Below are 26886 nucleotides of genomic sequence, written 5' to 3'. Positions count from 1 at the left end.
TCCCTTGGTCACTGCGAACATTCGGAACATTCAGATTGAGGCCGCGACGGTGCTTGCCCGCGCCGGGCCAGCGGTCACGGGACTTGGTTCCCATTGGAGACCCGGCGCATTGCCCTGCGCCGGGTCTTTCCGTTTGGGTCGCGGGCGCGCAACTTAATGTCACGATTCGCGGGAAAACTGTGAATCTAATAGCGGAGGCCGGGAAGGGCGCATGACGGTCGGATTAGAATGGAGCGGCCGCACCGGCGACGCCTGGGCCGATGAATGGCGTCGCACCGATCGCAGCTTCGCGGGCCTTTCCCGTCGCCTCGATGCCGCGATCCTCGCCGAGGCGCCCGAGATCGGCACTGCCATCGATATCGGCTGTGGGGCAGGGGGCACGTCGATCGCGCTAGCCACCGCGCGTCCGGCTCTGTCGGTAACCGGCATCGATCTCTCTATGGCTCTGGTCGAGACTGCCCAACAGCGCGCCGCGGACCTCTCCAACCTGACATTCCGCGTCGCTGACGCACAGGCACTAGGTCCGCTGAACGCCGACCTCCTCTTCTCGCGCCACGGCGTGATGTTCTTCGCCGATCCCGTCGCCGGCTTCTCCGCCTTGCGCAATGCGGCCAGCCCCGGCGCAAAGCTGATCTTCTCCTGCTTCCGCCGGCGCGCCTTCAACCAGTGGACCCTGGTCACCGAGGCCGCGATCGGCGCCACCGCGCCGGCGCCCTCGGGCTATGTGCCCGGCCCTTATGGTCTGGCCGATGCCGATTTCACGCGCGACATGCTGGCCCAGGCAGGCTGGACCAATGCGACCGCGGAGATCGTGGATTTCGATTATGTCGCGGGTGCAGGTGCCGATCCGGTCGAGGAGGCGCTTGGCTATTTTCTGCGCATCGGTCCCGCCGCGCGCGCCATCGCCGCCGCCGCGCCCGATCAACGCACGGCGATGCAGCGATCGCTCCGCGCCGCATTCGCGGATCACGTCAGCGATGGCGTCGTGACTTTTGCCGCCAGCGCATGGATATGGACGGCAACAGCCGGAGACCCCGCATGATCATCGTCCACCATCTCGAAAACAGCCGCTCACAGCGCGTTCTCTGGCTGCTCGAGGAGCTCGGCCTTCCCTACGAGGTCAAGCGCTATCAGCGGAACAAGGCGACCATGCTCGCCCCGCCCGAGCTCCGGCGCATTCATCCGCTCGGCAAGTCGCCGGTAATCGAACATGATGGCCGGGTTATCGCCGAAACCGGTGCCATCGTTGAATATATCGTCGAGCAGGCCGATGGCCGCCTCGGCGCGCCCGCGCACCGCGAAGATGCGCTGCGTTACCGCCAGTTCCTCCATTATGCCGAGGGTTCGCTGATGCCGCCCTTGCTGCTCAAGCTCGTGCTCAGCCGCGTGCCTTTGTTCGGCAAGGCCGCGCAGAAAAAGATCAAGCCGATGATCGACGTTCATCTCGACTATGTCGAAGCCGAGCTTGCGGCACGCCCCTGGTTCGCCGGCCCCGAGATGACCGCGGCCGACATCATGATGAGCTTCCCCCTAGAAGCCGCAGTCGCCCGCGCCGGCGCCACCGAGGGTCGCCCGAATATCGCTGCCTGGCTCACGAAAATCCACGCCCGCCCCGCCTACCAGGCTGCCCTCGCTGCCGGCGGGCCCTATGCCTATGCCTGACATTCTTGCCGAGATCGGGCGATGCGAGGAGCTACTCCGCACCGCGATGCTGGCCAGCGACATCGGCGTTCTGGAAGCCCTTCTTGCCGACGATCTGGTTTTCACCAACCAGGATGGCATGCGCCTCGGCAAGCAGGACGACCTGGCCGCGCACCAGTCCGGGCTGCTGGATATCCAGTGCATCGACACTAGCAATGTCGAAGTCCGTCCGCTCGGCAATGTGGCGATCGTTACGCTGCAAGCGACCTTGGCTGGCGCATATGCCGGGCAAGTGTTTGACGGCGCCTTCGCTTATACGAGGATTGGGAGCCATCCGGCGCCGGATGGCAGGTCAGGGCAGCACATTGCTCCGCATCCGCGCCTTCGTGACGCAACGAGCGCTCACCCCACCAGTGGAATCCCCACTGCGCCGTTGATCAGATCCTTCACCGCGCCCAGGATCGCGTTTATCGCGTCCTGCACTAATTGCATCGCCAGCGCGGTCATCGCGACGATCACCGCCACTGCCGCATCGACCTGCAACTTGAACAATTCGATCATCGCCTCGGGCTTGAACCCGCTTCCCGCGATGCTGCCGATCTGATTGGCGATCTTCTTGAGCTCGGGGATCGCGAAGCTGTGCATCTGCTGCCAGATCCCGCCCGCCAGCCCCTGGCCGGCCGCGACCATCTGGTTGAACAGATTGTTGGTGTCGACTGCCATCTCGCCCTCCTATTTCGCCGCGCGCTTGGCGATCTCGACCGTGATCGCCGCTCGCAGCTGCGCGCCGACGCCGCCTTCGATGAACTGGCCCTGCGCCGAGGGCGGGAAGCCGGCATCGGCCTGAATCTGATGGATCGTGCGCATCCGCTTGAAGCCGCTCTGGACCAGCCGCATCAATACGACCTGGCAATCGTCCTTGGGCAAGGTACCGATCTGCCCACGCACATCGGCTGGGATCGCGGCCAGGCTGAGCGCGGCGTTGACCACCTTGCTCGTCGGGCAATCCTTGAGCACCCGGTGCGCCTCGGCGCGGACTACTAGGGCCGCCACGCGCCCGTCGGCATCGTCATAGAATCCGGTATTGGCCGCGTAGCTGCCCGCGGGCGTGCCAGCTGCGGCAACCATCCGATCGACGAATGCCGAAGTGTCGCCATAGAGCGTCGTCAGCCCGGTATCGATCTGCTCGTCATAGGCGGGCACCATCGTGACCGTGCAGGCGCCGAGCAGCAGCATCGGCAACAGCAGCGCCGCCGCCCGCTGCCAGAGCCGTTTCCAATCCCGTGCAAGCGCCACCATCCCGCATTCCCCCGATCGCTGTCGCGAGAGCGAAGGTTTCACGCCGCGCACACGGAGTCGAGGACGATCCCGACCGAGTCGGACGGACCGCGGTTCCGCTACGCCTTAGGCGCGGCGTAATCCTCGAAGCTGTCGGCGTCGGGCCCCGGCGTAGCGCCCACCGGCCTGACCTCTAGCGCAGGATCCTGCGGCGGATCGAGCTGCCCCTCCCAGCGGGCGACCACGACGCTGGCAACGGCATTGCCGATCACGTTGGTCGCGGTGCGGCCCATGTCGAGGAAGTGATCGACCGCGAGGATCAGCAGGATGCCTGCCTCCGGGATGTTGAAATGCGCAAGCGTGCCGGTGATCACCACCAGGCTGGCGCGAGGCACGCCGGCGATCCCCTTGCTGGTGATCATCAGGATCAGCAGCATCTGGATCATCGTCGCCCAGTCGAGATGGATGCCATAAGCCTGCGCGATGAAGATCGACGCGAAGGTCATGTACATCATCGAGCCGTCGAGATTGAACGAATAGCCGAGTGGCAGCACGAAGCTGGCGATCTTGGGCGGCACGCCGAAGCGATCAAGCGCATCGAGCGTCCGCGGATAGGCGGCTTCCGAGGAAGCGGTCGAGAAACCAAGCAGGATCGGATCGCGCAGATAGCGGATCAGCGTGCCCGTCCGCCGCCCGACGAACATGAAGCATGCAGCGAGCAGCACGGTCCAGAGCACCGCGAGGCCGATGTAAAAGCTGCCCATGAAGAACGCCAAATCGCCGATTACGCCCAGGCCCTTGGTGGCCAGCGTCCGTGCCACTGCGCAAAACACCGCGACCGGCGCGAACAGCATCACATAGCCGGTAACGGTCAGCATCACTGCGACCAGCGATTCGAGCCCGCGTACGAGCGGCGCACCCTTTTCGCCGACTGCGGCAAGCCCGACGCCGAAGAACAGCGAGAAGATCACGAGCTGGAGGATGTCGTTGGTCGCCATCGCATCGATCGCGCTGGTCGGCACAATGTGGATGAAGAACTTGGCGACGTCGAAGTTCGAGCGGTCGACGCCGCTGCCGGCCGCGACATCGGGCAAAGGCAGGTTGAGCCCGGTGCCAGGGTGGAGCAGATTGACGAGGATCAGACCGAGCGTCAGCGAGACCAAGCTGGCGCCGACGAACCAGACGAATGCCTTGAGCCCGACGCGCCCGATCGCGCTGCCGCCGCCCATATGCGCGATGCCGACGACAAGGGTGGAGACCACCAATGGCGCGATGATCATCTTGATCAAATGGAGGAACATCTGCGTCGGGATGTCGAGATATCCCGCGATCGTCTTCAGCTGCTCGGTGCCCGCGCCGCCATCGTCATAGGCCGCGTTGAGTGCCCAGCCGAGCAAACCGCCGAGCAGCAGCCCGCCAATGATCCACCATGTCAGTCGCTTGCCCACGCGTCATCCTCTGATTTGATTGGCGCCTAGGAAGGGGATTGCGCGGCTCGGGTCAAGCGCCGTTTGGCAGCTTTCTGCCGCGCCAGCCGCTCCGTGCCTGCGCCAGATCGCGCGCCGCAGCCGCCTTCGCGCCCAGCTTCGCCTGCGCCTGTCCCCGGATCGCGAGCGCCACGGGATCGAGCGGGCGGCGCTTGAGCGAAGCATCAGCGGCGGCAATCGCCCCCTTGGCATCGCCCGCCGCCAGCAGCGCCGCCGCCACGTCGCGCCGCACCGGATACCACCAGAGCGGCGGATCCGAATAATTCGAAAGCGGCTTGGCTTCCTCGATCGCCGCGGCGGCAGTGAAAAGGGTCACAGCTTTGGCCGGTTTGCCTTCGAGCATCGCCACGCGGCCGTCGAGCACGTTGCGGCTGATCGCCAGCAGCGCAGCCGCCATGCCGGATTTGTCGTTGGCGATCTTGCCCGGAACCTGGCGTGCCTCGCGCCGCACGCCGGCAAAATCGCCCTTGCGTGCCAGCGCCTCGCCCCGGGCATAGCGCCACAGCGCCTGTGCCACCGCGCTCTTGTCGCCCGGATCGGCGATTGCCATCATCTGCTCAGGGGTGCCGAAGCGGGCCACGGCGATATAGGCTTCGCCCAGCACCGCCTGCATGAAATTGCCCGCGGGCTCCTTGGCATTCGCTGCCATTTCGATCATCGGCAAAGCGAGTTTGAGACCGATTTCCCCATCGCCGGACATCAGCGCGCCGCCCAGGCCGAAATGCACATTATGCCCATGATATGCCAGCTTCCACACCGCATGCGGGCCAGGCAGGTTCAACCGCTTGGCATTCGCCTTGTCGATCTTCACTGCGTTGAAGTTCGAAGTCGCCGCGTCGCCATAGCGCCCGATCCAATAATAGGTGTGCGAGGGCATATGGACGAGGTGGCTCGCCGCCGGCGCGACGATCGCAAGGCGGTCCGCAAACTTCTCGGCGCGCTCGGGATAAGCGGCGCCTTCGGTGGCGTGGACATAGAAGTGGATCGCCGGCGCATAATCCGGATTGCGCGCGAGCACGCCCTCGAGCAGTTCGACCGGGCGTTTCATCGTCTCGGCATTCCAGTCATTCGCCGCGATCATTCGCGCGTCCGCCGCGAGCACGGCAATGGCGTCGTCGCCGGGCGCCATCGCCACGATCTTCTCCATCGCATCGGCGAACGCCGCATTGCCGCCTTTGCGATAGCGCTGCTGCAAGGCACCGATCAGATTGCGCTCGCGCACGCTGCCGCCCTCGGCCAGCTTCGCGGCGGCGTCGGTCATGTCCGCCAGTTTCTTCAATTGCTCGTCGGTATCGACGCCGTAATTGATCGTCGGCCCCGATGACCACGCTTCGCCCCAGGCGCACATCGCGCAATCGGGATCGAGTCGCCGTGCTTCCTGGAAAGCCTTGATCGCCGCCTTGTGCGCAAAGGCATGCGCCAGTTGCATCCCGTTGGTGAAGAATGCCTGCGCCTCCGCGCTCTTGGTCGCGATCGTGAAGCCGCCCTGGCCATAGCCTTCGAGGATCACGGTTTTCTCGTCGGCGGCAGGCAAATCGCCACCGCACCAATTGCCTAGCCGCGGCGCCTCCGAAAGCGGCTCGGGCGCCGCCGCGCTTCCCAGCAGCAGGATCATCGGAGCCAGCATCAACCGTCGCATCGGATTCCCCTTCGTCGCGCCGACACATAGGGGAAGGGATTGCGGGCCAATGGTCAAGCGCCGTATCAACCCCGGCCATCTGCTCCCTGCCTCCGGATCGCTACAGCGAAGGACTTTTGAAATGACGGGCTTCCCCATCGCGCGCCGCCGCATCCTCCAGGCCGCCGCGCTTGCCCCGCTCGCATTCCATGCCGGCGCTGCCTTCGCGTTCGACGATCCCGATCTTCAGGACATGACCAAAGGCGCGCAGCCGATCGGCCCCGAGGAGCGCAAGGCGCGGATCGCGCGCGCGCAATCGCTGATGAAAGCGAATGGCATCGGCGCGGTGCTGATCGAGCCGGGCTCGTCGCTGATCTATTTCACCGGAGTCCGCTGGGGCCGCAGCGAGCGGCTGACCTGCGTTGTGATCCCGGTCGAGGGCGAGCCTTGCATCGTCACCCCCTTCTTCGAAGAGCCGTCCGTGCGCGAAAGCCTTGCGATCCCCGCCGAAGTCCGGGTCTGGCAGGAGGATGAGGATCCGCTGAAGGTCGTCGCCGGTTTCCTCAAGGATCGCAAGCTGGGCAACCGCCCGGTCGGCATCGAGGAAACCAACCGCTATTTCATCGTCGATGGCCTGCAAAAGGCGCTGCCCTCGGCCAGGATCGTCTCGGGCAATCCGGTCGTCCGCGGCTGCCGCATGATCAAGACCGCGCCCGAGATCGCCTTGATGCAGCTCGCCAGCGACGTGACCCTCGCCGCCTATCGATGGACGCATTCGCGCATCCAGGCGGGCATGACGCCCCGCGACGTGGCCGCACTGATGAGCGCCGCCACCGCCAAGCTGGGCGGCACCAATGCCTGGAACCTGATCCTGCTTGGCGAGGCCGCGGCCTATCCGCACGGCAGCGGCAAGCCGCAAAAGGTCGTCCCCGGCGAAGTCGTGCTGATGGATTGCGGGTGCAGCGTGCAGGGCTATCAGTCCGATATCTCGCGCAGCTTCGTGTTCGGCGAGGCCAGTGCCCAGCAACGCAAGGTCTGGGACCAGGTCGCCCGCGGCCAGCAAGTCGCGATCGAGGCCGCCCAGCTTGGCAAGCCCGCGGGCAGCGTCGACGACGCAGTCCGCCGTTACTATGTCAGCCAGGGCTATGGCCCCGACTACAAGCTCCCCGGCCTCTCGCATCGCACCGGCCACGGCATCGGCATGGACGGCCACGAGCCCGTCAATCTCGTCCGCGGCGAAAAGACGCTGCTGGCGCCCGGCATGTGCTTTTCGAACGAGCCGGGCATCTACATCCCCGGCAGCTTCGGCATCCGCCTGGAGGATTGTTTCCACATGACCGAGAGCGGCCCGAAATGGTTCAGCGTGCCGCCCAAGTCGGTCGACGCGCCGTTTGAGTGACTAATGCCTTCCTCACGAGGCAGGGGCGGAGGCTCAAGCCCCGGCTACGAATGGTGGCTTGGACATGCGATTCGATTTGCGGACGTTCGCAGGCTCGGCCACAATAATGGCCATGGGCGGCTCCGAAGAAGTGTTTCTTGTTTACTTCGAGTTAGGTGGCGGGAGCGTGCCATGGAAAGAGCAAGGTTTTGCCGGCGGGTTTGTAACCTGCTTCGTTCCCAGTTGCGACCTCCGAAGTGCGATAGACGCTGGGGAAGCGGCTTTGGTGGAAGATGGTTACGAGGTCCTATCCGTCGACAAGGCGCTTAGCTATGATGCCCAGGAGTGGGAGCATGACGAAGACGTAAAGCGCGCCGTCGCCGAATGCCGCCGAAGCCATGAAGTCGGCTACAGCAACTTCGGGGTGTGGGGGCACTAAACCACGCGCCGAAGCGTCGGATTTCGTATAGCCACCATCCATACTTCAATTGTCACCCCGGACTCGTTCCGGGGTCCACTTATCCGCTTGGCACGTAGCAAGAGGGTCCAGCTTTCGCTGAGCCGCACGGTGGACCCCGGAACAAGTCCGGGGTGACGGGCTACGCTCGTTGTGTCACCCTTTCGCTTGAGCGACGCCCCATCACCCCCTAAGTCGCACCCATGACCTCGACGAACGATATTCGCCGCAGCTTCCTCGATTATTTCGAAGGCCATGGGCATGCCCGCGTCGCCTCCGCGCCGCTGGTGCCCCACAACGATCCCACGCTGATGTTCGTCAATGCGGGGATGGTGCCGTTCAAGAACGTGTTCACCGGGCTCGAGACCCGGCCATATTCGACCGCGACCAGCAGCCAGAAGTGCGTCCGCGCCGGGGGCAAGCACAACGATCTCGACAATGTCGGGTATACCGCCCGCCATCACACCTTCTTCGAGATGCTCGGCAATTTCTCGTTCGGCGATTATTTCAAGGAACAGGCGATCACGCATGCGTGGACGCTGCTGACCAAGGAATGGGGCCTCAATCCCGACAAGCTCACGGCGACCGTCTATCACACCGATGATCAGGCGTTCGATCTGTGGAAGAAGATCGCCGGCCTTCCCGAGAGCCGCATCATCCGCATCCCGACCAAGGATAATTTCTGGGCGATGGGTCCCGATGGCCCCTGCGGTCCGTGCTCGGAAATCTTCTATGATCATGGCGATCATATCTGGGGCGGCCCTCCTGGAAGCCCCGAGGAAGATGGCGACCGCTTCGTCGAGATCTGGAACCTCGTCTTCATGCAGCATCTGCAGGAAAACGACGTCATCGTCAGCGATTTGCCGCGGCCGAGCATCGACACCGGCATGGGCCTCGAGCGCGTCGCCGCCGTCCTCCAGGGTGTCCATGACAATTACGACACGGACACTTTCAAGGCGCTGATCGAGCAATCGGGCGCGCTGACCGGATCGGCTACGACTGGCGACAATCAGGCGAGCCACCGCGTTATCGCCGATCACTTGCGCGCATCGGGCTTCCTGATTGCCGATGGCGTGCTGCCGGCCGCGGAAGGCCGCGGTTATGTCCTCCGCCGGATCATGCGCCGCGCCATGCGTCATGCCCAGCTGCTCGGCGCCAAGGATCCGCTGATGCACCGCATGGTGCCGTCGCTGGTCGCCGAAATGGGCGCAGCCTTTCCCGAACTGGTCCGCGCCCAGCCGCTGATCGAAGCGACCTTGCTTCAGGAGGAAACCCGCTTCCGCCAGACGCTCGCCAACGGCCTGCGTCTGCTCGACGAAGCGACGGCCGGCATGAGCGAAGGCGGCTCGCTGCCCGGCGAGACTGCGTTCAAGCTCTACGACACCTATGGCTTCCCCTACGATCTGACCGAAGACGCGCTCCGCAGCCAGGGCATGACCGTCGATCGCGCCGGCTTCGATGCCGCCATGGCCCAGCAAAAGGCGGCCGCCCGCGCAGCTTGGAAAGGCTCGGGTGACAAGGCTTCGGATGAGGTCTGGTACGACATTGCCGACGAGCTCGGCGGTACCGAATTCACCGGCTATAACGGCACCGAAGGCGAGGCGCAGGTCGTCGCGATCGTCAAGGGCGGCGCACGCGTCGAGACCGCCGGGGCAGGGGACAGTGTCACCATCCTCACCAACCAGACGCCCTTTTACGGCGAGTCCGGTGGGCAGATGGGCGACGCCGGCACGATCACCAACGACAAGCTCAGCGCCATCGTCGAGGATACGAGCAAGCCGCTCGGCCGCCTCCACGCGCATCACGCGAAGATCGAAAGCGGCGAGCTTTCGGTCGGCGACACGGTCCATCTCAGTGTCGATGCCGAGCGCCGCGACCAGATCCGCGCCAACCACTCAGCGACTCACCTCGTCCACGCTGCGCTGCGCAATCGTCTCGGCGGGCATGTGACCCAAAAGGGCAGTCTCGTCGCCGCCGACCGCTTTCGCTTCGATTTCTCGCACCCCTCAGCGCTGACGCCGCAGCAGATCGCCGATGTCGAGGCCGACGTGAACGCCCAGATTCGCCACAACGAAGCCGTCGGCACGCGCCTGATGACGCCCGATGACGCGATCGCTGCCGGCGCAATGGCGCTGTTCGGCGAGAAATATGGCGACGAAGTCCGCGTGCTCTCGATGGGCCGCGGCGACGCGCAGCATTATTCGGTAGAGCTCTGCGGCGGCACGCATGTCAATGCGACCGGCGATATCGGCATATTCAAGATCATCTCCGAAAGCGCCGTCTCGTCGGGCGTCCGCCGCATCGAAGCGCTGACCGGCGAAGCCGCGCGCCTGTGGCTGGGCGCCCGCGACGAGCGCCTTCGCGAAGCGGCAGCCGCGCTCAAATCGTCACCCGACGAAGTTCCGGCCCGCGTCGCGCAACTGGTCGAGGAGCGCCGCCGGCTCGAACGCGAATTGGCGGATGCCCGCAAGGCTCTGGCCATGGGCGGCGGCGGCGCGGCTGCACCGTCTGGTCCCGAGCAGATCGCCGGCACCAATTTCATCGGCCAGGTCATCGACGGCCTCGACCCCAAGGAACTGCGCGGCGCAGTCGACGAAGCCAAGAACCGCATCGGCTCGGGCGTGATCGCTCTGGTCGCAGTCAATGAAGGCCGCGCCTCGGTCGCGGTCGGGGTCACCCCGGGCATCGCGCACAACGCCGTGGACCTGGTCAAGGCCGCGGTCGCAGCATTGGGCGGGCAGGGCGGCGGCGGCCGACCCGACATGGCGCAAGGTGGTGGCCCTGATGGCAGCAAGGGCGCCGAAGCCCTGGCGGCAGTCCGCGACGCACTGACGAGCGTCGCGGCCTAGTCCGGGCTTACTGGCCGACCTTGTAGCCGTCCTCGGGCTTCACCCAGATGAAGCGCTGGGTAAGTTCGGGGCGGGGAACGCCATCGACCGTCGCTTCGGAAAGCAGGATGTCGCCCTCCGCTTTCTCGGTGGCGCAGCCGGTCTTGCCGTCGAACGGCGCGATCGACGCAGTCACCTGCGCGCGGATCGCCTGCTCCATCGCGGCGTTGACCGGTCCGCCGTCCATCGCCAGCTTGGCGGCTTGGAAATCGGCGGTGCGGATCACGTTGCACACCTTATTGCCTTCGGTTTTGCCCGATGCGCGGATCTCCATTGTCACCAATGGCGTCGGCACGATCAGCATCGTCGTCGTCGAATCATACGTACCATCCGCACGCACCACATAGCTGACCGTCGCCATGCAGGTCTTGTTGTCGCGATTGGGGGTCACGCACTGGACCTTGCCCGCGCGCGCCTCGGCGAGCGGATCGGCGGACTGCGGCGCGGATGCGGCCGCGAGGATCAGAAGGGCTTCGAACATCGGTCAACTCCGTGGAAATGTTGGCCGCATTCATGCGCCGCGCCCGATGGGGCGGCAAGCGCAAAGCGTCTCAGCCGGCCACGTCACTCTTGCGCATCCGCCGCAGCCGCGGCTCGCGCTCCATGCCCACGGCTTCCTTGATCGCCTTGCGCATCTTGTCGCGCTCTTCATGGATCGAAGCGATCACCGGGCCCACGCCAATGCCAAGATCGACCAGCAAGGCTTCCGACAATTGCAGCGAGCTTTCGAGCGTCTCAGGCACAGCCTCGCTGGCCCCCGCCGCATAGAGTTCCGCCGCGTGCCGCGCATCGCGGGCGCGCGTAATGATCGGCAGCTCAGGCACCCAGCCGCGCACCCGCCGCGTCAGCCGCACGGTCAGCACGGTATCGTCCATCGTCAGGATCAGCGCCTTGGCATGGCCAAGGTTGAGCCGGTCGACGAGCTCGCTGCGCGTCACGTCGCCGAACATCACCGAATAACCCTCTTGCCGGGCCGCCTTGACGTTATCGACGTCGGCATCGACGCCGATATAGGGCAGGCCATGCCGCTTGAGCATGTCGGCAACCGTGCGCCCGACCCGGCCGAACCCGATCACCACCGTCCCCGGACCCGCTTCGTCGATCTCGACATGGGCGGGATCGTCTTCGCTCGCCTGCCTGCGCTCGATCAGCCGCGCGATCTGCCGCCCGGCATAAGCGAGCACCGGCGTCGCGGTCAGGCCGATCGCCGTGACCGTCGTCCAGAACGCCGCATCCGCCGGCGCGATCAGCCCCGCCGTCGCCGCGACACCCAGCACGATCAGCGTGGTCTCGGACGGGCTCGACATCAGCACCCCAGTCTCGGCCGCAGTGCTCACGCGCGATCCGGTGAGCTTGAGCAGCCCCATCGTCACCCCGGCCTTGACCACCAGCACCATGAACACCGCGCCGAGCAACGTCGCCAGATTGTCGAGCACGAAGGCCAGATCGAGCTGCATGCCCACGGTGATCAGGAACACACCAAGCGCCAGTCCCTTGAACGGCGCCGTGATCGCCTCGACTTCGGTGTGATACTCCGTCTCGGCAATCAGCAGCCCCGCGATCAGGGCGCCGACGATCGGCGACAGCCCCGCCGCGGTCGTCGCAAGGCTCGCAGCGATCACCACCAGCAGGCTCGCCGCCAGGAACAGCTCCGGGCTCTTGGTCCGCGCCGCCTGGCCGAACATTCGCGGTAGCAGGAAACGCCCGCCGATAAACAGGATGGCCACGGTCAGCGCCCCGCGCCCGAGCACGCCCACCAGCGGCAGCCATCCCGCTTCCCCCGCTGCAGGCGCCATCGCGCCGAGCAGGAAGATGATCGGCACTAGCGCCAGATCTTCGAACAGCAGCATTGCGAACGCGGCGCGCCCGACGGCGCTGGTCGTTCCCGCGATCGGGATCACCAGTGCGGTCGAGGAAAGCGCCAGCGCCAGCCCCATGCCGATCGCGCCGCTGCTGCTCATTCCTGTCAGATACAGCGCTAGCCCCAGCACCAGCGCCGCGCCGATCAATTCGGCCGCGCCAACCCCGAAGACCAGGTTGCGCATCGCCCATAATCGCTTGAACGAAAGTTCGAGCCCGATCGAGAACAGCAGCAGGATGATGCCGAATTCGGCAAACGGCTCGATCGAATGCGGATCGGAGATCGTCAGGTAATAAAGCCACGGATATTGGCCGACCAGTGTGCCCAGTCCTGCCGGCCCGACCAGCACCCCCACCAGGATGAACCCGATCACCGGGCTGATCCGCAGCCTTGCGAATGCCGGGATCACGATCCCCGCCGCGCCCAATATGACGAGGGCGTCGCTGAAACCGCTGTTCTGAAGGCTGATCATGCGCGTATCTAAACGGCAACGCGCGGCAATGTCATGGGGCGATATGACGAAGACCGAACTTTGCATCGTCGGGGGCGGGCCAGCTGGGATGGTCGCGGGGCTGCTCTTCGCCCGCGCCGGGGTCGAAACCATGGTCCTGGAAAAGCACGCGGATTTCCTCCGCGATTTCCGCGGCGACACCGTCCACCCCTCGACGCTCAATCTGTTCGACGAGCTCGGGGTGATGGATGCGCTGCTCGAACGCCCGCACGACAAGGTCGCAGATATCGGCGCGGTGCTGGGCGGCCGAGCCTATCGAATCGCCGATTTCACCCATCTGCCTGGGCGCGGCCGCTTCGTCGCGATGATGCCGCAATGGGAATTCCTCGATTTCGTCGCGCAGGAAGCGAAGCGCTATCCCGCCTTCACGCTGCGGATGGAGACCGAAGGGATTGCCGCGATCGAGCGCGAAGGGCGCGTGACCGGGGTGCGCACCGCAGCGGGCGAGGAAATCACAGCCAGGCTGGTCATCGCCGCCGACGGGCGTGGTTCGAAGCTGCGCGCCGGCCTGCCGCTCAACGATCTCGGCGCGCCGATCGACGTATTGTGGTTCAGCGTCCCCAAGCCGCGCACGGCAGATAACCAGACCCAGGGCTATATTGCGGGCGGCGAGATGATCGTGGCGATCGATCGCGGCGATTATTTCCAGTGCGCGCGTGTCATCGAAAAGGGTAGCGCCCCGCAGATGCTTGCACGCGGGCTTGATGCATTCCGCGCCGAAGTCGAAAAGGTCGTCACGCCCGTCGCGGGGCTGATGCACGGGCTAGCAGGCTTGGAAGACGTCAAATTGTTGAGCGTCACGCTCGACCGGTTGATCCAATGGTCGCGGGCGGGACTGCTTGCGATCGGCGACGCCGCGCATGCGATGTCGCCGGTGGGCGGCGTAGGGATCAATCTCGCGGTGCAGGACGCCGTCGCCGCCGCGAACATCCTTGCCGGCCCGATGGCGCTCGGCGAAAATCCCGATCCGCTGCTGAAGCGGGTTCAGGCCCGCCGCGAATTTCCCGTCCGCGTGATCCAGGCAATCCAGCGCACCGTCCACCGCACCGTAATCCGCGCGGCCTTGGGCGGCACGGTGCAGAAAGCACCTTGGCCTGTCCGTATTCTCGGCAGCACACCGCTGCTCCAGCGGATCCCGGCGCGCGTTATCGGGCTGGGCGTCCGCCGCGAGCATATCCGCTCGCCCAAGGCTTGATGCACAGCCCCAACCTAAACTCGTCACCCCGGACTTGTTCCGGGGGCCATTGCGCCGATAGGGTCGACTAGAGGTTTAAGCTTTTGTCTGCCGCTCGGTGGACCCCGGAACAAGCCCGGGGTGACAATGGGACGTGCTGGCCCCCCCCTCAATGATCGCTGCTATAAACCGCCACGCTCGGCGCCACTGCGTCGAACCGTACCCATAAGGCCATCGCCAGCCCGAGCATCACCAGTAGCGCCGCCAGCTTCACAGCCTGTGGACGCTCAAACCGCGGAAGCAGCGGCAACAGCAGCACCGCGCTCAATCCGAGCGGCAGCACCATCGCAAAGGGCAGGTTCGGCCCCACGGCCTGGAACAGCGCATGGCCCAGCGTCAGCATATAGCCGACGCCGAGCGCCGCCGCGGCGGTCATCGCCCACAGGCCCGCTCGCTCGCTGCGCCAACGCCACATTGCTGCTGCCAGCCCGCCCAGCAGCAGCGGGATCTGCAGGGGGAAGGCGGCAGTCGGCGCCAGCGCCTGCGCGACGATTGCCAGCAGCAGGAACGGCGCGGCCAATGCGGGCGCCAGTTCGCGGACCGGCCGGCGATTCAGCACCAATCCGGCTGCCAGCGCCATTGCCGCAATGCAGAGCAATGCCGCCTGGATCTCCAGCCGCGGGGTCGCCGCCAGCCGGTCGTAATAATTGACTGGGCCGTCGGCGCCCGATGCCAGATTGCCGAGGAGCAGCAGCACCCCGCCGATCGCCACCACGGCAAGCGATGCTCCCAGGCCGCGCGCCACTCCGGCGAGCGTCATCCTGCGCCAACCGGCATAGACATAAGCGCCGGTGGCAACCGCGAGGATCAGCCAGCCGACCCAGGCCGAATATGCGAAGAAAACCAGCCCGAACAGGTCGTAGAACACTCGGTCAGACGTCTTGCCGGGGAGATCCGGTGCTGCGAGCAGGCCACGACTCAGGTCGAGCGTCTGGCGACCGATATCCTGCAGCGATCCCTGGTCGAGCGCATCCGGCGTCGCCAGCGGCGAGTGGTACAGGCCGGGCCGCCCGATGAACGCGAAGTTGAAGCCCGGAACGCCCAGCTTCTTGGCGACGGTATAATCGGTATAATTGGGCAGCTTGTTGTAGACGAAAACGCTGAGCGATGTGCCGACCGGACGCCGCACCGAGCGCGCGAACAAGTCGATCATCGCGCCATTGCCGTCGCCGGTCTCGAACATCGAAGCTCGCCCGCCACCGCCACGCGCCTCGAGATTCACGATCACGCCTACGTTGCTGCGCGCCGGGTTCTGCGCGAAGAATTGCTCGGCGCCGTCGAGGCCGAGTTCCTCGCCGTCCGTGAACAGCACAATCAACGTGCGCTCTGGCGGCTGCCCGCTCGCCCGAATGGCGCGCACCGTCTCCAGGATCGCGGCGACACCCGCCGTGTCGTCCGGCGCACCGGGCGATCCCCATACCGTATCATGATGCGCCATCAGCAATACCGCCGGCTTGGCGGGATCACGCCCCGGCAGAGTCGCGATCAAATTGACGGCGTCGGCCGTTGCTGCGTTGCCGCGCCACGCGTCCAACCGGGCCTTGGCCTCGGGGCTGACCGGCGCGGTCGTGGTCGACACCGTCATGCCGAGCGATTGCAGCCGCGCAGTCAAATACGCGCGCACCCGCGCGTTTTCGGGACTGCCCGTCGGATGCGGCGCCCGCGCGATTTCGCGGACATCGACCATGGCGCGCGCTGCGGAGAAGTCGGCGCCTGGCGCGTCCGCAGCCAGGGGGAAGGGGGTGGTCGTCGCGAACACCGCCAGCAGGATCGCGACCACGCCCGCGATCGATATATGTATCCAGCTCTTCATGACGCCGTCCCCTTCGGGGCCAGCCTAGCGGCCGGAATCACATGCTTGCAATGTAGGATTTCGTCTGCTTGGCTGAGTCGTCGGCATTGCCGGCCCGCTCTTTGACATGCCCGATCAGGCATTCCTCCGACCCCCATGGTCACTGCGAACATTGGGAAGATTCGCGCTGCACAGAAACAAAAAGGGCGGCCCGAAGCCGCCCTTTCCGTCAGTGCTGAAGCCTTCAGGCGGCCATCGCCGTCTCAAGATTGACGCGAACCTGCTCGAAGAACTGCTCGGTCGTCATCCATGCCTGTTCGGGGCCGATCAGCAGCGCCAGATCCTTGGTCATCGCGCCGCTTTCGACGGTCTCGATGCAGACGCGCTCAAGCGTCTCGGCGAACTTCACAACGTCGGGCGTGTTGTCGAACTTGCCGCGGAACTTGAGGCCGCCGGTCCATGCGAAGATGGATGCGATCGGGTTGGTCGAGGTCGCCTTGCCCTGCTGATGCTGGCGATAGTGGCGGGTGACGGTGCCGTGCGCGGCTTCGGCCTCGACGGTCTTTCCGTCGGGCGAGAGCAGAACCGAGGTCATCAGGCCGAGCGAGCCGAAGCCCTGCGCAACCTGGTCCGACTGGACGTCGCCGTCATAATTCTTGCAGGCCCAGACGAATTCGCCGCTCCACTTGAGCGCCGATGCGACCATGTCGTCGATCAGGCGATGCTCATAGACGATGCCCGCTTCCTTGAACTTCGCGGCGAAGCCCTCGCTGTCAAAGATTTCCTGGAAGATATCCTTGAAGCGCCCGTCATAAGCCTTGAGGATCGTGTTCTTCGTCGAGAGGTACACCGGCCAACCGAGATTTAGCCCGTAATTGAACGAAGCGCGCGCGAAATCGCGGATCGAATCGTCCAGATTGTACATCCCCATGGCCACGCCCGCGGCCGGGAAATCGAACACTTCCTTTTCGATCTTCTCGCCATTCTCGCCTTCCCAGATCATCCGCAGCTTGCCGGCGCCGGGGACCTTGAAGTCGGTCGCGCGATACTGATCGCCGAATGCGTGGCGGCCGACGACGATCGGCTTGGTCCAGCCTGGAATCAGGCGCGGTACGTTCGAGATGACGATCGGCTCGCGGAAGACGACGCCGCCCAGGATGTTGCGGATCGTGCCGTTGGGCGACTTCCACATTTCCTTGAGATTGAATTCCTCGACGCGCTGCTCGTCCGGAGTGATCGTCGCGCACTTCACGCCGACGCCGTATTGCTGGATCGCCTTGGCCGAATCCACCGTGATCTGGTCGTTGGTGGCGTCGCGATTCTCGACCGAGAGGTCGTAATATTTGAGGTCGATGTCGAGATAGGGGAGGATCAGGCGCTCGCGGATCCACTGCCAGATGATCCGCGTCATTTCGTCGCCGTCAATTTCCACGACGGGCGTTGCAACCTTGATCTTCGCCATTGCTCGCTAGTTCCTCTGATAAGGGTTTGGCGAGCGTCTAGGAGGATGGGGGAGGGGGATCAAGCGCCCCCGCCGCTATTCCTTCCAGGCCCACCAAAGCTGCGCCGGGGGCAGGTTCCACCATTCCACGGCATGATCGATCTTGCGCCAGTGCGGTGTCAGGAAGTTCCGCACCTTGGGGTTGTATTGATAGACTAGGAACGCGCCGCCGGGCCGCAGAATTTCTTGCGTCGCTTTGGCGATCTGGTCGCCGACGCCTGGGGGCAGGGTCGAGAAGGGCAGGCCCGATGCAATGAAATCGGCATGCTCGAAGCCGTGATCCTTGACGATCTGCGTCACGTCGCTCGCCGATCCACAAATCGCGATCAGTCGCGGATCGATGATCGTCGCGTTCAGATATGCGATGAAATCGGGGTTGGTGTCGATCACGATAAGCTTGCCGTCGGGCGCGAGGCGATCGAGGATCGGGCGGGTAAAGGTGCCGACGCCCGGTCCATATTCGACGAACAGCTTGCAATTGCCCCAATCGACTCGGCTGAGCACGTGGCGGACCAGGCGCTGCGACGAAGAAGCGACGGCGCCCACCATCACCGGATGCTTGATGAACCCCTTGAGGAACATCATCGCAGGCGACGGCAGCCCTGCGGCGCGGCGGCGGCTACGGCGCTCGGCAGCGGTCGATGCGGGCATGGAAAAACCTTCTTCCGGTTGTTGCGGGACGGCGACGCGCCCTGCGCAAAAAAGAACGAACATTCAAGCGTTGAGGTTCATTTCGTGCCTGAAGCGGTGGGAACCATGTGTGCGCTGGTCAGCTACGAAGCCGCTCGATCGCCTGCGCCAGCGCGACGTAAAGCTTGCCCATGTCCGACGAGAGCAAGGTCACGCCCAGCGGCGAGCCGTCGCGCAAAGCCAGGATCTGGCGGAGCATCGCTTCGAAATCGTGGATATAGCGATTGACGTTCTCGCGGAACGCGTCGTCTTCATCATACAGCTTGTGAATCTCGCGGGCGTCTCCCGAATCGAGCACACGGACCGCGCGGCGGGTAAAGACCCCGCGGTCGCCCTTCAGATACGCCGCCCAGGCGCTGTCGGTCACGTCGGCGGCAAACACTTTGGTGATGTCGATCGAGTTCGAATTGAGCGCTTCGATCAGCAGCGAAATGCGGCGCGCGAAATTGTCGCCATTGGCTTCCTCGCGAGCAGCGCGCCCGGCCTCGATCTGCGCCTCGACCTTACCCGTACTCTCGGCAAGATGAAGCATCTGCTGGGTCAGCCGCTCCGAAGCGCGAGTCGCTGCGCCCACTGCCGCCTCGGTGGTCTGGGCAAGCTCGCCGAGCTGGCGGCGCACCGTTTCGTCCATCGCGCGGCGTAGCGCCGTGGTGCTGGCTTCCTCCAGCGCGCGCGCCGCCCCGGGCACGATCCCCGCTATCGCCTCGCGTGCATGATCGGCCGCGGCGCTCGCGGTTTCACGCACTCGCAGCAGCGCATCGACCAGCTGCGGCGCGGCATCCTCGGCAAAGCGCTTGGTGGTGGTGATGGTCTCGTCGACGATTTGCTCAAGCGCCTGCGCCCGCTCGCCACCGGTCTCCAGCGTTTCGAGCAGCGAAGCCTGGGTCTTGGCCAGCGTATCGCGCTGCTGGCTGACCACGTCGGCGATCGCCTCGATCGCGTCGTGCGTGCTCTCTGCTGCCGTCACCAGCGCCAGCAATTCAGGCTTGGCGCCCGCGACAACCTGCCGGCTCGAAATGATCCGCGCATCGAGCCGCGCCAAGGCCTCGGGCAATGTCTCATCGATCTCGCGCGCCGAGGCATCGAGCGACAGCAGCAGATCCTCCGAAGTGGCGATAACGCGGTGCGCCGTTGCGTCGCCGACGTTCATCGCTTCGGTCATCGCCGTCACCGAGCCATGCAGCGCGCTCACAGAGGCGGCGAGACCCTGCGTCCGGTCCATCCCGGCAGCGTGGAGTACCTGCAGTTCGCGGTCGATCCGATCGACGCCAGTCGAGAGGCCCGCGAACAGCGCATCCCCGCGGCCCTGTTCCTCGCCGAGCCGCGTCCCGATCCGCCCGATCGCATCTTCGATCGTCGCAATCCGCGCGCCCAGAGCCTCGGCGCTGTCCTTGCCGGCGCGGTCGAGCGCGGCCTGGTTCGCACTCAGCATCGCTAGGATCGCCTCGCCCTGCGCTGCGATCCCCTTGCGCGCCTCATCCACCGCATTGGCCGCGCGATCGAGGACACCATCGACTTCGGCCGACATCTGCCCGGTAACCGATTCGAGCCGCGCGCTAGCCGTCTCGCTGGTCGCTTCCATCCGCGAGATATGCGCCGCCAGCCGCTCGGCTGCGCCGCCGGCGATCTGATCCGCCTCGCGCCCGCGCTCGGCCAGCGCCGTAAGCTGCGTGTCGAGCGAAGCTGCGCGCTGGCTTGCGAGCAACCCCGCGGCATCGACTCGCTCGGAAAGCCCGCGCATTTCCTCATGCGCCTTGGGAAGCGACGCCAACACAATCGCCACGCGCCGCTCGGTCTCGCCGGCCGCCAGTAGCAGGTTGCGCGTGCTGGTATCGAGCGTCCCCGCCTGATGGCTCACCGTGCCGGCAACTTCGGACATCTGCTCGGCTGCACGATCGCCCATCGCGATCAACACATCGGTCTGCTCGGCCAGCGCCGCGCGGTTTTCGGCAATCTTGAGCGAAAGCGACGCCACGGTCCGTTCAAGCGCATCGGCCTGCGTCCGCATCGTGTGCGCCGTCGCGCCGAAGCGCCGCGCCTCGGTCCGGCTCGTGCGCATCGCGAGCAAATATAGCAGCCCGATCAGCATCGGCGGCACGCAGAGCGCTGCGATCAACTGAATCAGCGCCACCGGCGTCATCCCGGCCTGCACCGTCGGGAGCGCCAGCCAGCCTAGAGCGCCGAATGATGCCAGCGCCGCCAAGATCGCCAATGCCGCGAGGATCCAGCTCCGATCGCGCGGCGGCTCGTCCTCTTCAAAATCGACGCTGTGTGCGCCGGTCGGCAGCGCCGCCGCTTCGGACAGCACATAAGGCTCGTCGGCCTCGGCTACGAGCATTGGCTCGGCTGGTTTTCCCCCAATCATGTGGCGCATTTACCACATTATCGCCGTTGACCAACACCGTAAGGAAACGGACCGTTAAGGTTGCCCGCGATACCTTCTGCACATGGCGTATGATCCCGGTGCAATCGATGCGACACTGGCGGCGGCGGTGGGCGACGAGCCCCAGCTGATCGTCGAACTGCGCGAGGCGTTTCTCGACGGCGTACGCCGCTGTCTCGAGGCAATGAAGGCGGCGAATGATCCCGGCGAGTGGAGCGCCGCGGCGCTACGTCTCAAGGGGCTCTCCGCCAGCTTTGGCGCCGTCCGGCTGATGGCTCTGGCATCCGAAGCGGCAACAGCACAGGCACACGACGGCGCAGTGCTGCGCCGTCTCCACCGGGCAGTGGAAAGACTTTAAGTTTCATTCATCTTGCGGCAATGTCTGAGTGTGCTAGGTATATGGCACACTCTTTTGTCGGAGACTCGACCCGTGGCGCGTACGTCCTTCCTCAGCATCGCCATTGGCCTGACGGCGCTCGCGAGCGCCAGCGCCCATGCGCAGACCGCACAGACGCCCCCTGACGACCAGACCATCACAGTCACCGGCCAGCGCGAAGTTCCCGCCCCGGTCGCGCGCAAATTTGTGACGAGCGTCACGACCACCTTCGATGGACAGGTCGCGCGCTATCACGATCCGATCTGCCCCGTCGTTGTCGGCCTGCCGGATCAATATGGCGAAATGGTCGCGAAGCGCATCCAGACGGTGGCCGCCGAAGCTGGCGCAGAGGTGCCGGGCAAGAGCAAGTGCGAGCCCAACATCATCATCATCGTCGCTGCCGACGCCGACAAATTGGTCAAGCAACTGCGCAAGCAGCTGCCCGGCATGTTCGCAGGGCTGCCGAGCAAGGAACTGCGTCGCGCGCTCCGCGATGGCCCGGTGCATGTCTGGAACACGATCGAGACGCAGAACGAAGCGGGCCAAACCGCTAAAACCGGCGGTATTGATGGCGGCATGGCCGGATCGGCGACGCTGCAGGTGAAGAGCGTTTCGATGATCAACGCCTCGACCCAGCAGGCGGTAATCCAGTCCGTAGTCGTCCTCGAGGATGACGCGTTGATCGACAAATCGATCAACCAGATCGCAGAATATATCGCGATGCGTGTGCTTGCCGGCGCCCGCCCCCCTGCAGAAGGCGGCGGGGCGGACACGATCCTTGCGCTGTTCGATCCCGCGGCCGTCGCGCCTCCGGGGCTGACTCTGGTCGATCGCTCCTATCTGGAGGGAGTCTATCGCGTCCGCGCCAACGGCCGCGGCGTTTCGCAGCGCAGCTCGATTGCCAAGCGGATTCGCGAGAATTCGCTCGAGCGCTCGGGCGCAGAGAACTAGGGCATCCGCGTCTTGCTGCCTCGCCTTTGGCAAGCCCTGTCGCTCATCGCGGCGCCGGCGATCCTTGCTGGCGCTCCGGCGCATGCCCAGGTGGTCGAGGACCGGCCGATCGTCATCACCGGCACGAAGGGCACACCCAAGCAGGAGGCGCTCCGGCAGCTTCGCCAGATAGTCACCACCGTCGACGGGCAACTCGCGCGCTTCGCCGAGCCGGTCTGCCCGCTCGTGCTGGGCCTTTCTCCGGAAAGCGGACTGGCAGTGGGGCGGCGCATCCGCGATATCGCCGCCGAAGCGGGCGCCAAGGTCGCCGAGGATCGCTGCGATCCCAATATCGTAGTCATCATCGCTGCCGACGCAGATATATTCACCAAGGTGCTCCGCAAACGCTTCCCTAAAATGTTCGCGGGCGTTCGACCAGGCGAGTTGCGCCGCTCTAAGCGCGAAGGACCGGTGCACGCCTGGAACACGGTCGAGGTTCGCAACGAGGATGGCGATTCGCTGATGGGCGGGGAGGGCGACGATCCGCCTACGCTCGAGATTCACACCGCTTCTCGCATCAGGATGCCGACGCAGCAGGTCACACTGCAATCGATCGTGGTGATTGACGATGAGGCTGCGGTCGGCAAATCGCTCACGCAGATCGCCGATTATTCCGCGATGCGCACCCTGGCGGGCGCCCGTCCGCCGCTTGCGCCGAATATGGTCGATACGATCCTGTCGCTGTTCGATGCCGGAGACGCATCTCGCCCACAGTCGCTGACTCGGCTCGACAGCAGCTTCATCAAGGCGCTTTACAGTGGCGAAGGCACTGCCACCGCGCGCCAGCGAGCCTATGCCGCGGCGAAGGAGGCCGCTGCCGAGCGCTAGCGCTTGCGGCTCAGTTCCCGCGTCGCATCGTCCAGGCCCGAGAGCGTCAGCGGATACATCCGGTCGTTCATCAGCTCGCGAATCACGCGCACCGACTGGGTATATCCCCATTGCGCCTCTGGCAGCACGTTGAGCCACACTGCTGCGGGATAAGTGTTGGTCAGCCGCTGCAGCCACACGGCGCCGGCTTCCTCGTTGAAATGCTCGACCGAGCCACCCGGATGGGTGATCTCGTAGGCGCTCATCGAAGCGTCGCCGACCAGGATCAGCTTATAGTCGTGGCCGAACTTGTGGAGCACGTCCCACATCGGGGTCCGCTCGGCGAAGCGGCGGCGATTGTCCTTCCAGACGCCCTCATAGGGGCAATTGTGGAAGTAGAAGAATTCGAGGTTCTTGAATTCGGAAGTCGCCGCCGAAAACAGCTCTTCGCAAAGCTTGACGAACGGGTCCATCGATCCGCCGACATCGAGGAACAGCAGCAACTTCACCGCATTGTGCCGCTCGGGCCGCATCCGCACATCGAGCCAGCCCTGCTTGGCTGTGCCTTCTATCGTCGCGTCGATATCCAATTCGTCGGCAGCACCTTCGCGGGCGAAGCGGCGCAGCCGGCGGAGCGCTATCTTGATGTTGCGGGTGCCCAATTCCTTCGTGCTGTCGAGGTTCTTGAACTCGCGCTGGTCCCAGACCTTGAGCGCGCGTTTGTTCCGACTTTCGCCTCCTATCCGCACGCCTTCGGGATTGTAGCCGCTATTGCCATAGGGCGAGGTGCCGCCGGTGCCGATCCATTTGTTGCCGCCCTGATGCCGCCCCTGCTGCTCGGCGAGCCGCTGCTTGAGCGTCTCCATGATTTCGTCCCACGAGCCGAGCGACTTGATTGCCGCCATTTCCTCAGGCGTCAGGAACTTCTCGGCGACTGCGCGCAGCCAGTCTTCGGGAATTTCGGCAGGGGCGACGCTGTAACTGCTCGCGACCCCCTTGAAGACCTTGGCGAAGACCTGATCGAAGCGGTCGAGCAGCCCCTCGTCCTTCACGAAGGTGGCGCGTGCGAGGAAGTAGAATGCCTCCGGCGTCCGCTCGATCACGTCGCGGTCGAGCGCCTCCAGCAGGATCAGATGCTCCTTCAGGCTCGCGGGAATGCCGGCAGCGCGCAGCTCGTCGAGGAAGGAGAAGAACATTGCCGACCATTAGGGCCGCGCAGTGCTACGCGTCCAGCCGTTCAGCGTCCATATGCGTCGATCAGCGATCCGACATAGTCCGGCTGGCGACTGGTAAGTTCGGGCGAGGGGCGGGCAGGGCGCACTGCCTTCGCGGCGGGATCTGGAGCGCCATAGATGAATCCCTCCACCGCATAGACCGAGGAGCCGAGCCCTTCGCGGTCGCGATACCAGACCTTCACTTCGCTCCAGTCGCCCTTGCGCGATACGTCGAACAACGTGACGTCGCGTTCGGCATGACCGCGCTTGCCACCCACCCGCGACCAATTGGCGTGCGTCACCAGGATAACTCGCTGTTCGACGACGCGGCTCACCACCGCGACGTGCCCGAGCGGCAACTTGGGGCTCTTGGCGAAGGCCAGCACGGCGCCGACATGCGGCCTGTGGCCGCGCTTGTAGCGGCCCTTGGCCTGATCCCACCAGGTCCAGGCATCGCCCCAGATCTGGATGCCCGAAGCCGCGCGCGCGAACGGCACGCATTCGCCGACATATTCGAGAAGAGAATTTGCGCCCGCCGGGGCAGCAACAAGCAGCGCGGCGGCTACGGCACAGGTATAAAAACGCATACCAGGGCACCCTTACGGCACCCCCCCGACCGAACCGTATCGCTAGCTGGTTTCCACTGGGTTAACTGCGTTTCGCCGTGCCCCGTGCACCCATTCGACCAGCACAAACGAGATTATCATCAGCAGATACCAGGCGCCCAGCTTGGACGGCGACACCATCTTCCACCCATGCTCCTGCCCCGGATACATCCAGGCACGCGAGAAGGTCCCGAGATTCTCGGCAAACCAGATGAAGATCGCCACCAGCAACCAGCCAAGCAACAACGGCATCTGCCGCTCTTCACGCCACACCGTGAAGCAAGTGAAGGTGCGCCAGAACAGCAGCCCAGTTACCACGAACAGCGCCAGCCGAATGTCGGGCAGCCAATGGTGCGCGAAGAAATTTATGTAGATCGCTGCTGCCAGCACCCATGTCGCCCAGCGCGGCGGATAACCCGGAAAGCGGAAATCGAAGATCCGCCAGACGCGGGCGATCTAGCTCCCGACCGCGCCATACATGAAGCCGGTGAACAGCGGCACGCCGCCGATCCGAAGCAAGCTCGGCTCGGGGTACAGCCAAGATCCGTGCGCTGTCTTGAACAGCTCCATCACCGTACCGACGACGTGGAATGCAAAGATCACCTTCGCCTCTTCAACGCTCTCGAGCCGGAAGGCGAGCATCGCCGCCTGGATCGCCACTGCGCCGAGGACGAGGAAGTCGTAACGGGCAAGCGCGGCGTGCGCCGGGTAGAAAAAATGCGTCGCGAGCAGCAGCGCCAGCATCAACGCCCCGAACAGGCAAGCCCAGCCTTGCTTGAATCCGAACAGCAGGAACTCGTAAATCCAGGCGCGCCAGCCCGGACGCGGCGCAAAAGCCTCCAGCCGCGCCCGGACCCGGGCAAAGCGCGTCGCTCCAGCGAAGCTCTTTATTTGATAGGCTCCGGCTGGCGGGCGCTGTGGGGCAGGGTCGGATCGAGGCACGCCCAGTCCGGCGCGCTGTCGGTCCAGATGACTGCGGTCGGCCGAACCAGGTTCGGATCGTCGAATGCTCCTAGGCGGACGCCAATAAAGGCCGGGTCGCGCGCCGGCCCGGTGAACAACGCAGTGCCGCAGTTCGGGCAAAAGCCGCGCCGGGACAGATTGCCACTATCGGCTACGCTCTCGTACCAGCTGACTTCGCCGGTAAATTCGACTTGCTCGATCCGATAGAGCGCATTGGTCGTGCCGCTGCCCCCGCCCCAATATTGACAATCGCGGCACCAGCAGGTCCGTGCGCGTACCGGCTCCCCTTCGATCGCGATGCGGACGGCGCCGCACAGGCAGCCCGCACCGATCGTCATTTGCCTTGCTGCCGCCGCGCCATGAACGCCAGCCGCTCGAACAGCATCACGTCCTGCTCGTTCTTGAGCAATGCGCCATGCAGCGGCGGGATCGCCTTGGTTGGGTCGCGGTTCTGGAGCACGTCGAGCGGCATTTCCTCGTGGAGCAGCAGCTTGAGCCAATCGAGCAATTCGCTGGTCGAAGGCTTCTTCTTGAGCCCCGGCACTTCGCGAATGTCGTAGAAGATATCCATCGCCTTCGAGACCAGGATTTTCTGGATGCCGGGGAAATGGACATCGACGATTGCCTGCATCGTCTCGCGATCAGGGAACTTGATATAGTGGAAGAAGCAGCGGCGCAGGAACGCGTCGGGCAGCTCCTTCTCGTTGTTCGACGTGATCACCACGATCGGGCGCTCGACGGCCTTAACGGTCTCCCGGGTCTCGTAGACATGGAATTCCATGCGATCGAGCTCCTGGAGCAAATCGTTCGGGAACTCGATATCGGCCTTGTCGATCTCGTCGATCAGCAACACGGGAACCTCGGGAGCGGTGAACGCCTCCCAAAGCTTCCCCTTGCGGATATAATTGCCGATGTCGTGGACGCGCTCGTCGCCAAGCTGGCCGTCGCGCAAACGGGCGACGGCGTCATATTCGTATAGGCCCTGCTGCGCCTTAGTCGTCGATTTGACGTTCCACTCGATCAGCGGTGCACCGACTGCCTTGGCGATCTCATAGGCCAATACGGTCTTGCCGGTGCCGGGCTCGCCCTTGACCAGCAAGGGGCGGCGGAGAGTGACGGCCGCATTGACCGCGACCTTCAGGTCTTCGGTGGCGACATAGCTTTGGGTGCCTTGGAAACGCATGGATCCCGGATAGAGGGGTCAGGTTGCTG

The 26886-nt window shown here is 64.8% G+C and carries 23 protein-coding genes and 2 pseudogenes; 10 read left to right on the top strand and 15 right to left on the bottom strand.

The window, feature by feature from the left end; genetic code table 11:
• Positions 1-211 precede the first annotated feature (211 nt).
• From ACZZZM_RS12335 to ACZZZM_RS12325, 3 genes and pseudogenes are all read left to right on the top strand, one after another.
• Positions 212-1042: a class I SAM-dependent methyltransferase gene (locus ACZZZM_RS12335; RefSeq protein ID WP_463595389.1), complete on the top strand. Its 831-nt coding sequence runs from the start codon at positions 212-214 to the stop codon at positions 1040-1042.
• Entirely contained in the window at positions 1039-1662 is a 624-nt protein-coding gene (locus tag ACZZZM_RS12330; protein ID WP_463595388.1) for a glutathione S-transferase family protein, read from the top strand. The genes ACZZZM_RS12335 and ACZZZM_RS12330 overlap by 4 nt, the downstream gene beginning before the upstream one ends.
• Positions 1649-1906: pseudogene (locus ACZZZM_RS12325) on the top strand (nuclear transport factor 2 family protein); the annotation flags it as partial. The gene ACZZZM_RS12330 and the pseudogene ACZZZM_RS12325, both read left to right, overlap by 14 nt.
• A 137-nt stretch (positions 1907-2043) precedes the next feature.
• On the opposite strand, the gene ACZZZM_RS12320 reads toward ACZZZM_RS12325, so the two are convergent.
• The 4 genes from ACZZZM_RS12320 to ACZZZM_RS12305 all read right to left on the bottom strand — a co-directional run bounded on the left by ACZZZM_RS12320 (position 2044) and on the right by ACZZZM_RS12305 (position 6045).
• Entirely contained in the window at positions 2044-2364 is a 321-nt protein-coding gene (locus tag ACZZZM_RS12320; protein ID WP_463596483.1) for a hypothetical protein, read from the bottom strand.
• A gap of 9 nt (positions 2365-2373) precedes the next feature.
• A complete protein-coding gene (locus tag ACZZZM_RS12315; protein ID WP_463595387.1) occupies positions 2374-2940 on the bottom strand; it encodes a hypothetical protein in 567 nt (188 codons plus the stop codon).
• Positions 2941-3038: 98 nt separating this feature from the next.
• Positions 3039-4367 (bottom strand): dicarboxylate/amino acid:cation symporter, encoded by a 1329-nt coding sequence (locus ACZZZM_RS12310; protein ID WP_463595386.1) that lies wholly within the window; start codon positions 4365-4367, stop codon positions 3039-3041.
• Positions 4368-4419: 52 nt separating this feature from the next.
• Positions 4420-6045 carry a hypothetical protein gene (locus tag ACZZZM_RS12305; RefSeq protein ID WP_463595385.1) on the bottom strand — a complete coding sequence of 542 codons (1626 nt, stop codon included), beginning with the start codon at positions 6043-6045 and terminating at the stop codon, positions 4420-4422.
• A 121-nt stretch (positions 6046-6166) separates the two neighbouring features.
• Between ACZZZM_RS12305 and ACZZZM_RS12300 the strand changes: the two genes are divergently transcribed.
• The 3 genes from ACZZZM_RS12300 (at position 6167) to alaS (ending at position 10708) form a co-directional block, all read left to right on the top strand.
• Positions 6167-7423: a M24 family metallopeptidase gene (locus ACZZZM_RS12300; protein WP_463595384.1), complete on the top strand. Its 1257-nt coding sequence runs from the start codon at positions 6167-6169 to the stop codon at positions 7421-7423.
• 64 nt (positions 7424-7487) lie between these two features.
• Positions 7488-7841, top strand: a complete 354-nt coding sequence (locus tag ACZZZM_RS12295) for a hypothetical protein (protein ID WP_463595383.1) — start codon at positions 7488-7490, stop codon at positions 7839-7841.
• Between the two features lie 221 nt (positions 7842-8062).
• The gene (gene alaS / locus ACZZZM_RS12290) at positions 8063-10708 is read left to right on the top strand and encodes an alanine--tRNA ligase (protein ID WP_463595382.1); all 2646 of its coding nucleotides are present in this window, start codon (positions 8063-8065) and stop codon (positions 10706-10708) included.
• A gap of 7 nt (positions 10709-10715) precedes the next feature.
• On the opposite strand, the gene ACZZZM_RS12285 is transcribed toward alaS, so the two are convergent.
• Positions 10716-11228: a hypothetical protein gene (locus ACZZZM_RS12285; RefSeq protein ID WP_463595381.1), complete on the bottom strand. Its 513-nt coding sequence runs from the start codon at positions 11226-11228 to the stop codon at positions 10716-10718.
• Positions 11229-11298: 70 nt separating this feature from the next.
• The gene (locus tag ACZZZM_RS12280; protein ID WP_463595380.1) at positions 11299-13080 is read right to left on the bottom strand and encodes a cation:proton antiporter domain-containing protein; all 1782 of its coding nucleotides are present in this window, start codon (positions 13078-13080) and stop codon (positions 11299-11301) included.
• Positions 13081-13123: 43 nt separating this feature from the next.
• On the opposite strand from ACZZZM_RS12280, the gene ACZZZM_RS12275 reads away from it, so the two are divergent.
• Positions 13124-14314, top strand: coding sequence for an FAD-dependent oxidoreductase (locus ACZZZM_RS12275; RefSeq protein WP_463595379.1), 1191 nt, complete (start codon positions 13124-13126; stop codon positions 14312-14314).
• A 148-nt stretch (positions 14315-14462) separates the two neighbouring features.
• Here the strand turns inward: ACZZZM_RS12275 and ACZZZM_RS12270 are convergent, their stop codons facing one another.
• The 4 genes from ACZZZM_RS12270 to ACZZZM_RS12255 form a co-directional block, all read right to left on the bottom strand.
• Complete coding sequence (locus ACZZZM_RS12270) at positions 14463-16166, bottom strand: M20/M25/M40 family metallo-hydrolase (RefSeq protein ID WP_463595378.1); 1704 nt, start codon at positions 16164-16166, stop codon at positions 14463-14465.
• A 223-nt stretch (positions 16167-16389) separates the two neighbouring features.
• The gene (locus tag ACZZZM_RS12265; protein WP_463595377.1) at positions 16390-17607 is read right to left on the bottom strand and encodes an NADP-dependent isocitrate dehydrogenase; all 1218 of its coding nucleotides are present in this window, start codon (positions 17605-17607) and stop codon (positions 16390-16392) included.
• Between the two features lie 75 nt (positions 17608-17682).
• Positions 17683-18297 (bottom strand): class I SAM-dependent methyltransferase, encoded by a 615-nt coding sequence (locus tag ACZZZM_RS12260; RefSeq protein WP_463595376.1) that lies wholly within the window; start codon positions 18295-18297, stop codon positions 17683-17685.
• Positions 18298-18415: 118 nt separating this feature from the next.
• Positions 18416-20674, bottom strand: a complete 2259-nt coding sequence (locus tag ACZZZM_RS12255) for a coiled-coil domain-containing protein (RefSeq protein ID WP_463595375.1) — start codon at positions 20672-20674, stop codon at positions 18416-18418.
• A 109-nt stretch (positions 20675-20783) separates the two neighbouring features.
• On the opposite strand from ACZZZM_RS12255, the gene ACZZZM_RS12250 reads away from it, so the two are divergent.
• From ACZZZM_RS12250 to ACZZZM_RS12240, 3 genes are all read left to right on the top strand, one after another.
• On the top strand, positions 20784-21077 hold the full coding sequence (locus tag ACZZZM_RS12250; RefSeq protein ID WP_463595374.1) for an Hpt domain-containing protein: 294 nt from the start codon (positions 20784-20786) through the stop codon (positions 21075-21077).
• Positions 21078-21149: 72 nt separating this feature from the next.
• Complete coding sequence (locus ACZZZM_RS12245) at positions 21150-22046, top strand: hypothetical protein (RefSeq protein ID WP_463595373.1); 897 nt, start codon at positions 21150-21152, stop codon at positions 22044-22046.
• A 12-nt stretch (positions 22047-22058) separates the two neighbouring features.
• Positions 22059-22913: a hypothetical protein gene (locus ACZZZM_RS12240; protein ID WP_463595372.1), complete on the top strand. Its 855-nt coding sequence runs from the start codon at positions 22059-22061 to the stop codon at positions 22911-22913.
• On the opposite strand, the gene ACZZZM_RS12235 is transcribed toward ACZZZM_RS12240, so the two are convergent.
• The 5 genes and pseudogenes from ACZZZM_RS12235 to ACZZZM_RS12215 form a co-directional block, all read right to left on the bottom strand.
• Positions 22910-24088 (bottom strand): vWA domain-containing protein, encoded by a 1179-nt coding sequence (locus ACZZZM_RS12235; protein ID WP_463595371.1) that lies wholly within the window; start codon positions 24086-24088, stop codon positions 22910-22912. The genes ACZZZM_RS12240 and ACZZZM_RS12235 overlap by 4 nt on opposite strands.
• Positions 24089-24129: 41 nt before the next feature.
• The gene (locus tag ACZZZM_RS12230) at positions 24130-24693 is read right to left on the bottom strand and encodes a CHAP domain-containing protein (RefSeq protein WP_463595370.1); all 564 of its coding nucleotides are present in this window, start codon (positions 24691-24693) and stop codon (positions 24130-24132) included.
• A gap of 42 nt (positions 24694-24735) precedes the next feature.
• Positions 24736-25602: pseudogene (locus ACZZZM_RS12225) on the bottom strand (DUF817 domain-containing protein).
• The gene (locus ACZZZM_RS12220; protein WP_463595369.1) at positions 25599-26012 is read right to left on the bottom strand and encodes a GFA family protein; all 414 of its coding nucleotides are present in this window, start codon (positions 26010-26012) and stop codon (positions 25599-25601) included. Before ACZZZM_RS12220 ends, ACZZZM_RS12225 begins: the two are co-directional and overlap by 4 nt.
• The gene (locus tag ACZZZM_RS12215; protein WP_463595368.1) at positions 26009-26857 is read right to left on the bottom strand and encodes an AAA family ATPase; all 849 of its coding nucleotides are present in this window, start codon (positions 26855-26857) and stop codon (positions 26009-26011) included. Before ACZZZM_RS12215 ends, ACZZZM_RS12220 begins: the two co-directional genes overlap by 4 nt.
• Between the last annotated feature and the right edge of the window lie 29 nt (positions 26858-26886).

It is taken from the genome of Sphingomonas sp. AC522 (assembly GCF_979258125.1).
This window is presented reverse-complemented; position numbering and strand designations above follow the sequence as displayed.